8 protein-coding genes and 1 pseudogene are annotated in these 14,016 nt (G+C 70.1%); 3 read left to right on the forward strand and 6 right to left on the reverse strand.

The annotated features are described in order from the left end of the window. Positions 1-1,206: pseudogene (locus tag AOK24_RS06930) on the reverse strand (hypothetical protein); the annotation flags it as partial. 99 nt (positions 1,207-1,305) lie between these two features. Further along, the gene (gene mfd / locus AOK24_RS06935; RefSeq protein ID WP_055719169.1) at positions 1,306-4,839 is read right to left on the reverse strand and encodes a transcription-repair coupling factor; all 3,534 of its coding nucleotides are present in this window, start codon (positions 4,837-4,839) and stop codon (positions 1,306-1,308) included. Positions 4,840-5,122: 283 nt separating this feature from the next. Between mfd and AOK24_RS06940 the strand changes: the two genes are divergently transcribed. After that, the gene (locus tag AOK24_RS06940) at positions 5,123-5,512 is read left to right on the forward strand and encodes a RidA family protein (protein WP_055719170.1); all 390 of its coding nucleotides are present in this window, start codon (positions 5,123-5,125) and stop codon (positions 5,510-5,512) included. A 95-nt stretch (positions 5,513-5,607) separates the two neighbouring features. Here the strand turns inward: AOK24_RS06940 and AOK24_RS06945 are convergent, their stop codons facing one another. Next, a complete protein-coding gene (locus AOK24_RS06945; protein WP_159051807.1) occupies positions 5,608-6,477 on the reverse strand; it encodes an esterase/lipase family protein in 870 nt (289 codons plus the stop codon). Positions 6,478-6,771: 294 nt separating this feature from the next. On the opposite strand from AOK24_RS06945, the gene AOK24_RS06950 reads away from it, so the two are divergent. Then, complete coding sequence (locus AOK24_RS06950) at positions 6,772-7,257, forward strand: hemerythrin domain-containing protein (protein ID WP_055719172.1); 486 nt, start codon at positions 6,772-6,774, stop codon at positions 7,255-7,257. Between the two features lie 42 nt (positions 7,258-7,299). Here AOK24_RS06950 and AOK24_RS06955 read toward each other — a convergent pair whose 3' ends face one another. The 3 genes from AOK24_RS06955 to AOK24_RS06965 form a co-directional block, all read right to left on the reverse strand. After that, on the reverse strand, positions 7,300-8,886 hold the full coding sequence (locus AOK24_RS06955) for an ATP-binding protein (protein ID WP_240553705.1): 1,587 nt from the start codon (positions 8,884-8,886) through the stop codon (positions 7,300-7,302). A gap of 179 nt (positions 8,887-9,065) precedes the next feature. Then, a complete protein-coding gene (locus AOK24_RS06960) occupies positions 9,066-11,648 on the reverse strand; it encodes an ABC transporter permease (RefSeq protein ID WP_055719174.1) in 2,583 nt (860 codons plus the stop codon). Beyond that, a complete protein-coding gene (locus AOK24_RS06965; RefSeq protein ID WP_055719175.1) occupies positions 11,645-12,433 on the reverse strand; it encodes an ABC transporter ATP-binding protein in 789 nt (262 codons plus the stop codon). The genes AOK24_RS06960 and AOK24_RS06965 overlap by 4 nt, the downstream gene beginning before the upstream one ends. Positions 12,434-12,870: 437 nt before the next feature. Here AOK24_RS06965 and AOK24_RS06970 point away from each other — a divergent pair. After that, positions 12,871-14,016: MFS transporter (locus AOK24_RS06970; protein WP_420876656.1), on the forward strand; the 1,146-nt coding region annotated here is incomplete at its 3' end.

The following is a 14,016-nucleotide window of genomic DNA, read 5'->3' on the forward strand; positions in this document are numbered from 1 at the left end:
GGCGTCCTCGGCCTCGCGCGCGGCCGTGATGCCCTGCGCGAGGGTGTCCTGCCAGGCCTGCCAGTGGCTCTGGACGAACAGGACGCGCTCCAGGGCAGTGACAAGCTGGACGACGGTCTGCCACTCGCGGCGTTCGGCGGCGACCCCCAGGAGCCCGATGGCGGCGTCGGCCGCCCCGCGCGCGTCGGGCCCGGCGGGGTCGCCGGAGGCCAGCCAGGCGGCGAGGGAGCGGGCGGCGGTGGCGAGCCCGATGTGGCGGTAGAGGATGTGCCGGTAGGGCTCGGCCTTGCAGACGGGCAGCCCGAACCGGTCGTCGCACTGTTCGGCGACCCCGCGCGCGGAGAGCGATTCGAAGGTCTGGGCGACGTACGCGACGTCGGCCATCTGCGCGAGCACCCCGGCGGGCAGCAGCGCGCCGCCGAGCAGCGTGAGCACGGCGAGCACCCGCTTGGCCTGCGGCGCGAGCGCGGAGACGCACAGTTCGTCGAGGACGCCGGGGTCGCCCTCCGCGCGCGCGGTGACGTCGGCGAGCGCCATCCCGTCGTACCGCACGAGCGCGGCGGCCTGCCGCAGGTGCAGCGGCTGTCCGCCGACGGCGGCCACGAGGCGCCCGGTGACGGCCTGCTCGGGGGCGGACAGGGGGCGGCCGAGGTCGCGGGCCAGGAGGGCGGTCGCAGCGGCCTCGGAGAGGCCCTCCAGGGCGTGCGCCTCCGGGAGCGTCGGCGTGCCGGTGGCGATCACCAGGGCGCAGCCGCGCAACGTCTGCCGGAGGTAGGCGAGTTGGGCCGCGCCGTACGTGACGTCGTCGAGGGCGACGGTCCCGTCGACGGCCCCCAGCGCCCGCGCGCACTCCTCGGTGGTGAACCTGGCGGGGCCCTGCCAGACGTAGCAGGACCGCATGAGGTCCTGGAGGAGGTCGTCGAGGGCCATCGCGCCCACGCGCACGTACACGCTGTCCGGGACGCTCCGCAGGAGGGTCGTCCTGCCGCTGCCGCAGGGCCCGGTGAACTCGACCGTCTCGCGCGCGCGTACGCGGTCGAGTTCCCGCGACCGCCCGACCAGGTACGGCCGTTGGAGCGGCTGCGGCTGCGGCTCGGTGAGCGCGCGCGGGTACGGGGTGGTCACCGACGGCGGCACGCGCGTGAGGCGGGCGCCGTGCCGGCCGGTCAGCGAGACGGAGAGGTTGCCGAAGACGACACTGTTCATTCCTCCCCCTGGAATGAACGGGGCACCTGGCAGGCGCCGGTGTGTCCACGATCGAACCGCCACCGGCACCTGTCAAGAATGCCCGCTTTACGACCTTCTCTACGACCCGAGCACGGTCGCCAGGAACTCCCCGGTCCAGCCCAGGAGTTCACGCCCGACGAGCGGCTTCCCGCCGACCTTCGCGGTCTTCGGGCGGGGTACGAGGACCTGGTGCGCGCCCGCCTTGACGACCGTCCCCGGGTACAGCCGCTTGAGCCGCAGCTCCTGCGACTCCCGCAACTCCACGGGCGCGAACCGGATGTTGGTGCCCTGGAGGACGATCTCCCCGACCCCGCACGCGCGCGCCAGCATCCGCAGCCCGGCCACCAGCAGGAGGTTCTCGACGGGCTCCGGCAACTTGCCGTAGCGGTCGGTGAGTTCCTCGCGTACGGCCCTGATGTCGTCCTCGGAGTTGGCGGAGGCGATCGACCGGTACGCCTGGAGGCGCAGCCGCTCGCCCGGCGCGTAGTCGTGCGGGACGTGCGCGTCGACCGGCAGCTCGATCTTGACCTCCAGCGGCGGCTCCTCCTCGATCTCGCCGTTCTCCAGCTGCTTGCGGTAGTCCGCGACGGCCTCGCCGACCATGCGCACGTACAGGTCGAAGCCGACGCCCGCGATGTGCCCGGACTGCTCGCCGCCGAGCAGGTTGCCGGCGCCGCGGATCTCCAGGTCCTTCATCGCGACGTACATGCCCGCGCCCATCTCGGTGTGCTGGGCGATCGTCGCGAGGCGTTCGTGCGCGGTCTCCGTGAGGGGCTTCTCCGGCGGGTACAGGAAGTAGGCGTACCCGCGCTCGCGGCCACGCCCCACGCGCCCGCGCAGCTGGTGGAGCTGGGACAGGCCGAAGGTGTCGCCGCGCTCCACGATGAGGGTGTTGGCGTTGGAGATGTCGATGCCGGACTCGACGATCGTCGTCGACACGAGGACGTCGAACTTCTTCTCCCAGAAGTCGACGACGACCTGTTCCAGGGCCTGTTCGGACATCTGCCCGTGCGCGGTGGCGATGCGGGCCTCGGGGACGATCTCGCGCAGGCGCGCGGCGGCCCGGTCGATGGACTCGACGCGGTTGTGGATGTAGAAGACCTGGCCCTCGCGCAGGAGTTCACGGCGGATCGCGGCGCCGATCTGCTTCTCCTCGTACGGCCCGACGAACGTCAGCACCGGGTGGCGCTCCTCGGGGGGCGTGGTGATCGTCGACATCTCGCGGATGCCGGTGACGGCCATCTCCAGCGTGCGCGGGATGGGCGTCGCCGACATCGTCAGCACGTCGACGTTCGCGCGCAGCTTCTTCAGCTGCTCCTTGTGCTCGACGCCGAAGCGCTGCTCCTCGTCGACGATGACGAGCCCGAGGTCCTTGAACTTCGTCTCCGACGCGAACAGCCGGTGCGTGCCGATGACGACGTCCACCGCGCCCTCGCGCAGGCCCTCCAGGGTGGCCTTGGCCTCGGTGTCGGTCTGGAAGCGGCTGAGCGCTCTGACGTTCACCGGGAACTGCGCGTACCGCTCGCTGAACGTCCCGAAGTGCTGCTGGACGAGCAGGGTCGTCGGCACGAGGACGGCGACCTGCTTGCCGTCCTGGACGGCCTTGAAGGCGGCGCGCACCGCGATCTCGGTCTTGCCGTAGCCGACGTCGCCGCAGATCAGGCGGTCCATCGGGACCGTCTTCTCCATGTCGTCCTTGACCTCGGCGATCGTGGTGAGCTGGTCCGGGGTCTCCGCGTACGGGAACGCGTCCTCCAGCTCGCGCTGCCACGGCGTGTCCGCGCCGAACGCGTGCCCCGGCGCGGCCATGCGCGCGCTGTACAGCTTGATCAGGTCGGCGGCGATCTCCTTGACGGCCTTCTTCGCGCGGGCCTTCGTCTTCGTCCAGTCCGCGCCGCCGAGGCGGTGCAGGGTGGGCGCCTCGCCGCCGACGTACTTGGTGATCTGCTCCAGCTGGTCGGTCGGGATGTACAGGCGGTCGCCGGGCTGGCCGCGCTTGGCGGGCGCGTACTCGACGACCAGGTACTCGCGGGTGGCGCCCTGGACGGTGCGCTGGACCATCTCGACGTACCGGCCCACGCCGTGCTGCTCGTGGACGATGTGGTCGCCGGCCTCCAGGGTCAGCGGGTCGATGCTCTTGCGTCTGCGCGCGGGCATGCGCGCGCCGTCCTTGCCGGCCGCCTTCTGGCCCGAGAGGTCGGTCTCGGTGAGGACGGCGAGCCGCAGCGCGGGGTCGACGAAGCCGTAGTCGATCGAGCCGCACGCCACGTGCACGACGGACGGCTGGATCGCGCCCAGGTCGGTGTCCAGGCGCGCGGCGATGCCCTCGCCCCCGAGGACCTCGACCGTGCGGGAGGCGGTGCCGTGGCCCTCGGTGACGAACACCGTGCGCCAGCCGTCGGCGAGCCAGCCCTTGGTGTCGGCGAGGGCCTTCGCGGTGTCGCCCCGGTAGGTCTCGGGGGCGTGCATGGAGAGCTTCAGGGTGTCCGCGTCGAGCTCTTCGTCCGCCGCGAACGGGGAGACCGACCACCACATCATGTCCAGCTCGCGCGCGCGGTCCCGCACGTCGGCGATCGACCACAGGGAGGCCGCGCCGACGTCGATCGGGGCCTCGCCGCCGCCCGCCGTGGCCGCCCAGGACGCGTGCAGGAACTCCTGCGAGGTCGCCACGAGGTCTGCCGCGCGCGTGCGCACGCGCTCCGGGTCGCAGACGACGGCCATCGCGCCCTTGGGCAGGACGTCGATCAGCAGTTCCATGTCGTCGACGAGGACCGGCGCGAGGGACTCCATGCCCTCGACCGCGATCCCCTCGGCGATCTTGTTCAGCAGCTCGCCGAGTTCGGGGTGGTCCTCGGCGAGGGCCTGCGCGCGCGTGCGGACGTCGTCCGTGAGGAGGAGTTCCCGGCAGGGGGGCGCCCACAGGCCGTGCTCGGCGACTTCGAGGGAGCGCTGGTCGGCGACCTTGAAGTAGCGGATCTCCTCGACGTCGTCGCCCCAGAACTCGACGCGCAGGGGGTGTTCCTCGGTCGGCGGGAACACGTCCAGGATGCCGCCGCGCACCGCGAACTCGCCGCGCTTCTCGACGAGTTCCACGCGCGCGTAGGCGGCGGCTGCGAGGGCCTCGACGATCTGGTTCAGGTCGGCGGTCTGCCCGGTCCTCAGCGCGACCGGCTCCAGGTCGCCGAGGCCCTTGACCTGCGGCTGGAGCACGGACCGCACGGGCGCGACGACCACCGACACCGGGCCCGTCTCCGGGTCGTCCGCGCTCGGGTGCGCCAGCCTGCGCAGGACGGCCAGCCGGCGCCCCACGGTGTCGCTGCGCGGGCTCAGGCGCTCGTGCGGGAGCGTCTCCCACGCGGGGTACTCCGCGACGCCGTCCGCCGGCAGCAGCGTGCGCAGCGCCGCCGCGAGGTCCTCCGCCTCCCTGCCCGTCGCCGTCACCGCCAGCACCGGACGGCCGGACTCCCGCGCGAGCGCCGCGATCGCGAACGGGCGCGCCGCCGGGGGGCCGACCAGGTCGACGTGCGTGCGGTTGCCGTCCGAGGCCGCCTGTACGGCTTCGGACAGGGCCTTGTCCTTCAGAACGGCGTCTAGCAGACCGTGCAGGCTCATGGATTCTTTCCGGTGAGGGGGACGGGGCGAACACCAACGACCCGACGCGTCTCACGGGCCGGGGGTCATCCAGCGTACGACCTGCCGCCGACAAGCGCCGGGCCTGTGGACAACCGTCGGGGTGTGGACGGGGGCGTCACCCTCGCTCCTGGGCAGTGCGCGGTGTCCTTGTTGACGCCGTGAGCCTGACAAGCGGCCTGACCTGCGAGGTCACCTCGGGGTTCCCGGGGCACCAAAAAGTGCGTTCTTCCACGTCAGGGCGGGGTTCCCTACGGTCGCCGGTATGACCATCACCCTGCTGAATCCGAACGGCCTGCCCTCCATCGACGTCTACCACCAGGTGTCGGTGGCTTCCGGAACCCGCACCCTCTATCTCGCCGGCCAGGTCGCCTGGGACGCGCCGGCCGACCTCGCGGCCCAGGTCGAGCAGGCGTACGTCAGCGTCGGCACGGCTCTGGCGGGAGCGGGCGGCGCCTTCACGGACGTAGCGAAGCTCACCGTGTACGTCGTCGACTGGACGCCCGACAAGATGCCGGCGCTGCTGGAGGGCATCGCCCGGGGCGCCGGCCGTCTCGGCGTCGACCACCGGCCGCCGGCGACGCTGATCGGGGTGGCGGCGCTGGACGTACCGGAGCACCTCGTGGAGATCGAGGCGGTCGCCGTCCTCGACTGAACGCGCGGGCGCCGCCGGGATGGTCCCGACGGCGCCCGAATCAGTGGTGGCGGCGTGTCAGTGGTGGCGGCGTGTCAGTGGTGGCTAGCGGGGTGTCACCACTTCGTGTAGTGGAACAGCGCGGAGGTGGTCCAGGCCGCCGGGGAGCCCGCCGTCTTCCAACCGGTCGCCGCGGACGGGGAGTTGCGGTACTTCAGCTTGTGCGTCCCCGTACGGACCGACTTCAGGGCCGCGTGGTCGTCCGCGCCCGGGAGGTTCTGGTAGCGGACCCAGTGCTTGAAGCCGCCCGCGGTCGCCGACGACTCCGAGACGATCGCGTCGGCGTCGCTGCCGATCGCCGTCCAGTCGGTGGGCTGCGTGGACTGGGGGTTCTTGCTCAGCCACTTGATGAGCGAGGACTTCTCCCGCATGTCCTTGGTCTGCTGGTACGAGTGCCCCCAGCCCCAGTTGGTCCCCGCGTGCGGCGCCCCCAGCGTCACCACGTCCTCGACGAACAGCTTCTTCGGGAACCCGGCCTCCTTCTTGGCGACCCCGGTCAGCGCGGCGCGGATGATGAGCCCGCCCATGGAATGCCCCACGAGATCGACGGACTTCCCCTTCGCCGTGTAGTCCTTGTAGATCTTGTTGGCGAGCTTCTTCCCCAGATCCTTCAGCCCGGTGTTCCGATCCCCACTGGCGATCCGGAAGTCACAGTTCCAGTCCCCCTTGTAGAACGCGACCCCCCGCACCTTCCCCTTCCACCGGTAGTCCTTGAGGTCCTTCCGGATGTCCTTGAAGTAGTCGTTGCAGTCGAACTTCGCCTCCCACACCGGGTCGTACCCGTGCACCAACAACACATCTTCATTACTGCTGTTGTTCCCAGCAGGCGTCGACACCGCCCCCGCCGGCACAGCACTCCCCACCACACCGAGCCCCACGAGCACGGCCGTAGCAGTCGTCGCAGCGACCTTCACCCGAATCCCCATGACCATCTCCCCGCTCTCTCGCCCCACCCCTCGGCGGAACGATCACCAGGATGGGGAGAGTTGGTCGCGCAGAGGTACCTATAACTGTCGGGGGTACGAAAGGGCGGCGTAGGTGATCTGCGCGGGCGCGAGCGCTGCTGCGACGCCTGGCCATCGACGAGAGCGCGCACCGCCGACCGACCCGTACGCGGGCTGTTGCCGTCGGGTCGGTCACATGATCGGATAGCGGCAGCATCGCGTGCCGGTGACGACCCCGTCAGGCATGGAGGTGTGGAACCGAAAGGGCCGCCATCCGTGGCTTCCCACAGCGGCGACCGCGCGGTCGCCTTGAGCCGACAGCTCGCGCAAGCACATCAGGAACTCCGTCGCCAGGTCGGCGAGATCAGAACGGGTATCGGACACCGCCGGTCGGGCGACGACGTACTCCTCACCCACTGCCTGGCCTTCTGTACCGCGTTGACCTCGCACCATCAGGGCGAGGACGACGGAATGTTCGCCCAGTTGCTCCAGGAACGCCCCGACCTCGCCGGGACGGTCGCGAAACTCGTCGAGGACCATGGCCTCATCGCCTCGATCCTGTCCCGCGTAAGAGAACTCGCGGACAGCGCCACCACATCGCACAGCCCGGACCTGGATGCGATCGGGCGTGAACTGGACGGACTGGCGGCGATCATGGAGTCCCACTTCAGCTACGAGGAGCGGACGATCAGCAAGGCACTCGACGACGGCCCAGCCGACTCCGACTGGCCCGACATGGTGTTCGGGTTCGGTTCAGGATGAGGGCTCCGAAGCGGGCGATGACGATGGGCTCCATGCGGACCGTCACGCTCGCAGCAGGGTGACCGTGCGCCCCGACGGAGTGGTCTGCGTCGAGAAGGCGGTGCGTTCGTGGACGGGGGCGGCCTCGGGGCGGGTGTCGAAGACGACGAGGGTGCCGGTGGGCAGTTCCGTACGGTCCAGGTAGTCGTCCAGTTGGGCCAGGCCGTCGGTCAGGGGGTCGGGGCGGCCCTGGCGCCACACCTTCAGTTCCAGTGCCTCGCGCTGCACGGCCCGCGATCCGTCGGACTCGTTCGTGTAGGGCTGGCGGATCAGCAGGTCGATGCGGCGGCGGCCCACGCCGTACTCCCGGTCGATGAAGCCGGCGCCGTTCACGATGCGGTGCAGGTACGCCATCATCACCAACTGCGCCGCCGCCTCCGGGTAGGTCGAGCCGGAGGCGAGGATCTCGCCGTTCTCCCGCCAGAACGCGGCGAACGAGCGCAGCAGTTTGTCCATGTCGATCCGGCCGTCCGGCAACCGGAAGCTGCTCGGGGTGTCGGTGACCGCGTCCTCGGCACTGCTGCCCAGGACGCGGACGATGACCTCCCGGTAAATCGGATTGGCCACCCGCACCGGTGAGTTCGGAGCGATCAACCCCAGATCACGGACGTACGACCGGTCGTCGTCATAGGTGACACCGCCGTCGGGCAGCTCACCGGCGATCAACGGCTCGATCACCCGGCGTACCCGGTCCTCCCCCAGCTTGGCCACCAGAGAGTCCAGGTGCGTGGCCCGCGCCAGGATCAGCCGCTCCTTCGCCTCGTCGACGTGCTCCGCCGTGATCGGCTCGGACGGCGGGACCTCCATCCACCGGATGATCTCGTACGCCAACGCGTTGACCAGCCACGGCTGGCCCTGGGTGTAGCAGAAGGCGCGCTCGATCGCGTCCGGGGTGAACTCCTGCCCGGTCTCGGCCGTGTGCTGCCGGTACAGCTCGGCGGTCTCGGCCTCAGTGAAGTCACCCAACCTCAGCGACGCGATCTTGATGTTGAACGGGCTCGACGTTCCCAGACGTCCTGGATCACCGCCCGATGCCGCCTTGTAGTCGCGTACGTCCCGCAGCCCGCACAGTGCCACCGAGTGCGGGAACTCCTCCCGTACGCCGGTGAAGCCGTTGCGCAACTGGCGCAGGATGCTGCGCAGGCTATCCCCGCGCAGCGCGTCGATCTCGTCGAAGAACAGCACCAGCGGACGGGGACAGCTCCGCGCCCACTCCGCCAGCCCCACCTGGAGTCGGGCTCCGGGCACCGCATCGGGCCAGGTCGCGGGGGGTGCGAGTTCGTCGGGAAACCAGCCAGCCTTGGTGACTTCCCGGATCGCTTCGAGTACCTGGTCCTCCGCCCGGCCGTAGTCCTCCCCGGCTACTTCGGCGTTCTCGCAGGAGAAGCGCACCGCCGCGTACCTGCCCGAGGCCGTCAGGCTCCGGGCCAGTGTCGCCAGTGCCGTGGTCTTGCCGGTCTGCCGGGGAGCATGCAGCACGAAATAGTGGCCCTCCTCCACCAGCGCACGGGCCTGAGGCAGCCGTTCCTCGGCAGACAGCATGTAGTGCCGTTCAGCGGTGCACGGCCCTGCCGTGTTGAAGTAGCGCACACCTCAGACGCTAGCCGACCCCACTGACAGTCGGCGCCTCCAGCGCCCTGCCCTCCTGCCGCTCGCGAGCCCCCGGGCATGCGCAAAACCCGGTGCCGAGGAGTCCCCCAAGACTCCTCGGCACCGGGTCTTCCCCCGCAACCCCCGTATGCGGTGGTCCAGTCACCCCCCTTCTCGGATCAGTCCGTGGCGATCGCGTTGAGGACGTTCATGCGGCCCGCCCGGAACGCCGGGATCAGTGCGGCGAAGAGGCCGACGAAGGCCGAGCCGATGAAGACGCCGATGATGGTGGGCCAGGGGATCTCCAGGACGCCGAGGCCCTGAAGTGCCAGGAGTTTCTGGGCGGTTGCGCCCCAGCCCATGCCCAGAGCGAGGCCGAGCAGCGCGCCGAAGAGGGCGATGACGACCGACTCCATGCGGATCATGCGGCGGAGCTGGCGGCGGGAGAGGCCGATGGCTCGCATGAGGCCGATCTCGCGGGTGCGTTCGACGACGGAGAGGGCCAGGGTGTTCACGACCCCGAGGACGGCGACGATGATCGCGAGGGCCAGCAACCCGTAGATGAGGTTGAGGAGTTGGCCGATCTGGTCCTTGAGCGCCTGCTTGTAGTCGGTCTGGTCGCGGACCTTGTACTGCGGATAGTCGCGCATGGTGGACTTGAGCGCGGTGTACGCGGTGTCCTGCTGCCCCTTCTGCGCGGTGGCGAAGAGGATCGTGTCGAGGGGCATCTTGTCGGCGGGCACGTACTTCGCCATGGTCGTGATGGCCGTGTACATGGCCCCGGAGTCGATGGCGACGTCGCTCTTGGTGATGGCGCGGACGGTGAGGGGCGCCGTGCGGCCGTCCTTGAAGGCGACGCGGACGGTGGAGCCGAGCCGGATCGCGTGGTCCTTGGCGAAGTCCTCGTGGACGGACATGGAGTCCGGCTTGTACGCGTCCTTCAGGTTGCCCTGGACGGTCTGGACCCGCAGGTCGTCGGGGTACGTCGGGTCGGCGGCGGTGATGGCCGTGTCCTTGGAGACCTTGCCGTCGGGGGTGGTGAAGTCGGCCTTGGTCCACTTGTACTCGGTGACCCGCTCCAGACCCGGCGTCTTCTTGATCGTCTCGACGGCCTGCGGCGTGATGAGCTGCCCGCTGTCGGACTGGACGATGAAGTCGGTGCCGACGGTCTTGTCGAGTTCCTGGGTCGCGGAGGCCACCATGGAGGAGCTGACGACGGAGAGGCAGGCGACCAGCGCGAGCCCGATCATCAGGGCGGCGCCCGTAGCCCCCGTACGCCTGGGGTTGCGCAGCGCGTTGCGCTCGGCCATGCGCCCCACGGGACCGAAGGCCCGCAGGAGTACTGCTCCTAGTACCCGTACGACCCCGCCCGCGAGCAGCGGCCCGATGACGACGAACCCGAGGAGGGACAGGACGATGCCGAGCCCCAGCCAGAGACCGCCCTCGCCCGCCTTGTCCGCAGTACCTGAGAGGTAGAGCGCTACCCCTCCGGAGCCAGTCAGCAGCAGCCCGATCAGGGCCCGTACCCATCCGGCGCGCCCGTCCGCGGGGGTACCCGCGTCGCGCAGCGCGGCCATCGGCGAGACCTTCCCGGCGCGGCGGGCCGGGAGGTACGCCGCGAGGACGGTGACGACGACGCCGAGGACGATGCCGGTCACGGGCGTGGTCCAGGCGACGGTCAGGTCGTCGGTCGAGAGGTTCATGCCGGCCGAACTCATGAGCTTCATCAGCCCGACGGCGATCCCGACCCCGGCCCCGACGCCCAGGATCGACCCGACGATCCCGAGGAGCAGCGCCTCGACCAGCACGGACCGGTTGACCTGCTTGCGCGAGGACCCGATGGCCCGCATCAGCCCGATCTCCCGGGTGCGCTGCGCGACCAGCATCGAGAACGTGTTGATGATGAGGAAGATCCCGACGAGGAAGGCGATCCCGGCGAAGCCGAGCATGGCGTACTTGAGTACGTCCATGAGGGAGCCGACCTGCTTGCGGTTGGCGTCGGCCGTCTCCTTGGCGGTCTGCACCTTGAACTCACCGGCGCCGAGTGCCGAGTTGACGCCCTGCTTCACCTGCTCGTCGCTGAACCCGGCCGCCGCCGTGACGTTGACGTTCGTGTAGACACCGGTCTGCCCGACCAGCGTCTCCTGCGCGGTCCTGGTGTCGAAGTAGAAGATCGCCGCACCGGGGTTGGTGACCTGGAAGGCGACGACACCGGAGATCTTGGCCTTGTGGGTGCCGAGGGCGCTGATGACGCCGATCTCGTCACCGAGCTTCAAGTGGTGCTTGTCGACGGTGTCTTCGTCGACCATCACCTGCCCGGCGCCCTTGGGCACCGCGCCCGAGGTGATCTTCATGGTGCGGGCGTCGTTGCTGTTCCAGCTGCCCACGATCGTCGGGCCGCCGCCGTTCGGCGAGAGGCTGTCCTTGTCGGCGTCGATGACGGTCACCGAGGTCGAAAAGACCGTCCCCTCGGCCGACTTGACGCCTTTCGCCTTGCGCACGGTGTCGACGACCGACGCCGGCATGACGAGCGGCTTGCCGTTGTCGGACTTCGTCTCGCCGGTGTCGGAGGCGCCCTTGGGGCTCACCGTCACATCGGAGGACGTCGCCGCGAACAGCTTGTCGAAGGTGGTGGACATGGTGTCCGTGAACACCAGCGTCCCGCAGACGAACGCGACCGACAGCAGCACGGCTATCGCGGAGAGCGCCATGCGCCCTTTGTGCGCGAAGAAGTTGCGCATCGAGGTCTTCATGACGGTCATGACGTACGCCCCCGCGCGTCGAAGTCCTTCATGCGGTCGAGGACGGTGTCGGCGGTGGGCCGGATCATCTCGTCGACGATCCGTCCGTCGGCGAGGTAGAGCACGCGGTCCGCGTAGGAGGCGGCGACCGGGTCGTGCGTCACCATCACGATGGTCTGGCCGAGTTCGTCGACGGACCTGCGCAGGAAGCCCAACACCTCCGCTCCCGCACGGGAGTCGAGGTTCCCGGTCGGCTCGTCGCCGAAGATGATCTCGGGGCGGGCGGCCAACGCCCTTGCCACGGCGACGCGTTGCTGCTGGCCGCCGGAGAGCTGGTTGGGCCGGTGCTTGAGCCGTCCGGCGAGCCCGACGGTCTCGACGACCTGCGCCAGCCACCCCTTGTCGGGCTTGCGGCCCGCGATGTCCATCGGCAGCGTGATGTTCTCCAGCGCGTTGAGCGTGGGGAGCAGGTTGAACGCCTGGAAGATGAACCCGATGCGGTCGCGCCGGAGTTGGGTGAGCTTCTTGTCCTTCAGGCCGGTGATCTCGGTGTCGTCGAGGTAGATCTGCCCCGAGCTGACGGTGTCGAGCCCGGCGAGGCAGTGCATCAGCGTGGACTTCCCGGACCCCGAGGGCCCCATGATCGCGGTGAACTCCCCCCGCACGATGTCCACGTCGACGTGGTCGAGCGCGACGACCCGGGTCTCCCCCGACCCGTACGCCTTCACGACCTGCCGCCCCCGCGCGGCGACGGCCGTACGCCCTCCGGAACCCCCGTGCCGGGGAATGGTCACGGCCGATGTCATGGCAAGTCTCCTATGTCGGTCATCAATGAGTACGCGGGTGCCCGTGGCGTTCTCGGTCCGCCGCGGCGGTCCGCGCCGGCCGGCCCTGATCGGTACTGGCCCTGAGCGGTACGACGTTGAGTCTGTCCCCCGGGAGGGGTACGGCACATTGGGGCCGGGCCCCGTCTTCCCGGGGGGTTAACCCCACCCCCCGACGAGGGGGGTACCCGGTGATCCGGTCGCCCCCGTCGACGTAAAGCCAGATTAAGGACCGCCCCCGGGCCCCCTCGTCCTCCGTCGGGACGAACCCTCCCCGAGACGTAGTACGGAGGTACCCCTAGGGGACGTCCACCGACGGGTGGAGACGATTTCGGGGCCGTCTCCACCCTCCCGCTCCACCCAGGCTGCACCCTGCCGCGACGTGAGGGTCAAGTGAGAAGCTGTCCGGCGGCGGATAGATGCAAGGGGCACGCGACCGGGGAGGGTCTGTGACGGGGAGTGTTCGGCCGGTCATACCTGCGACGGAGGGTCGTAGTACCCCCGACCGACGGGGCACGGTGGTCGCCGCGCTCATGCTGTCGATGGCGCTGGCCGCGCTCGACTCCACGATCGTCTCCACCGCCGTCCCGCAGATCGTCGGGGACCTCGGCGGGTTCTCGGTCTTCTCGTGGCTCTTCTCCGGCTACCTGCTCGCCGTGACCGTCACCCTCCCGGTGTACGGGAAGCTGTCCGACACGTTCGGCCGCAAGCCGGTCCTCGTCGTCGGCGCGGCCGTGTTCCTGCTGGGCTCCCTGCTGTGCGCGTGCGCCTGGAACATGGGTGCGCTGATCGCGTTCCGCGTCGTGCAGGGCCTCGGCGGCGGCGCCCTCCAGGGGACGGTCCAGACGCTCGCCGCCGACCTGTACCCGCTGGAGCAACGCCCCAAGATCCAGGCGAAGTTGTCGACGGTGTGGGCGGTGTCGGCCGTCGCGGGCCCGGCGGTGGGCGGACTGCTCGCCGCGTACGCCGACTGGCGCTGGATCTTCCTCGTCAACCTCCCTGTCGGAGCGGTGGCGTTGTGGCTGATCGTCCGTCATCTCCACGAGCCCGCGCGGGAGTCGGCGCCCCGGGCTCGCGTCGACTGGGCGGGCGCTCTCGCCGTATTCGCCTGCGGAGGCGTCCTGTTGACCGCGCTCGTCCAGGGCGGCGTCGCCTGGAACTGGCTCTCGGCGCCCTCGCTCGCCCTGTTCGGCGCCGGGCTCGCGCTGGTGGCGGTCGTGGTGGCCGTGGAACGCCGCGCCGCCGAGCCCGTCATCCCCGGCTGGGTGTGGCGCCGCCGCCCCATCGCGGCGGTCAACGTGGCCCTGGGCGCCCTCGGGTTGGTGATGGTCGCGCCGACGGTCTTCCTCCCGACGTACGCGCAGTCCGTCCTCGGCCTGGGCCCGACGGCCGCCGGCTTCGTCCTCTCCGTCTGGACCCTGAGCTGGCCCGTCTCGGCGGCGCTCAGCCAGCACGTCTACCGCCGCATGGGTTTCCGCGACACGGCGCTCCTGGGCATCGCCCTGGCCGCCCTGATCCTCCTCGCCTTCCCCCTCCTCCCCTACCCCTGCCCCTTATACACATCT

Origin of the sequence: Streptomyces niveiscabiei, from assembly GCF_001419795.1 — a bacterium.
In the GTDB taxonomy this organism is placed as follows: Bacteria; Actinomycetota; Actinomycetes; order Streptomycetales; family Streptomycetaceae; genus Streptomyces; species Streptomyces niveiscabiei.

Coding starts and splice junctions, on each gene's coding strand:
- AOK24_RS06945 (WP_159051807.1), bottom strand. CDS start 6,477: ATGGGGATTCGGGTGAAGGTCGCTGCGACGACTGCTACGGCCGTGCTC.
- AOK24_RS06960 (WP_055719174.1), bottom strand. CDS start 11,648: ATGACCGTCATGAAGACCTCGATGCGCAACTTCTTCGCGCACAAAGGG.
- AOK24_RS06940 (WP_055719170.1), top strand. CDS start 5,123: ATGACCATCACCCTGCTGAATCCGAACGGCCTGCCCTCCATCGACGTC.
- AOK24_RS06965 (WP_055719175.1), bottom strand. CDS start 12,433: ATGACATCGGCCGTGACCATTCCCCGGCACGGGGGTTCCGGAGGGCGT.
- mfd (WP_055719169.1), bottom strand. CDS start 4,839: ATGAGCCTGCACGGTCTGCTAGACGCCGTTCTGAAGGACAAGGCCCTG.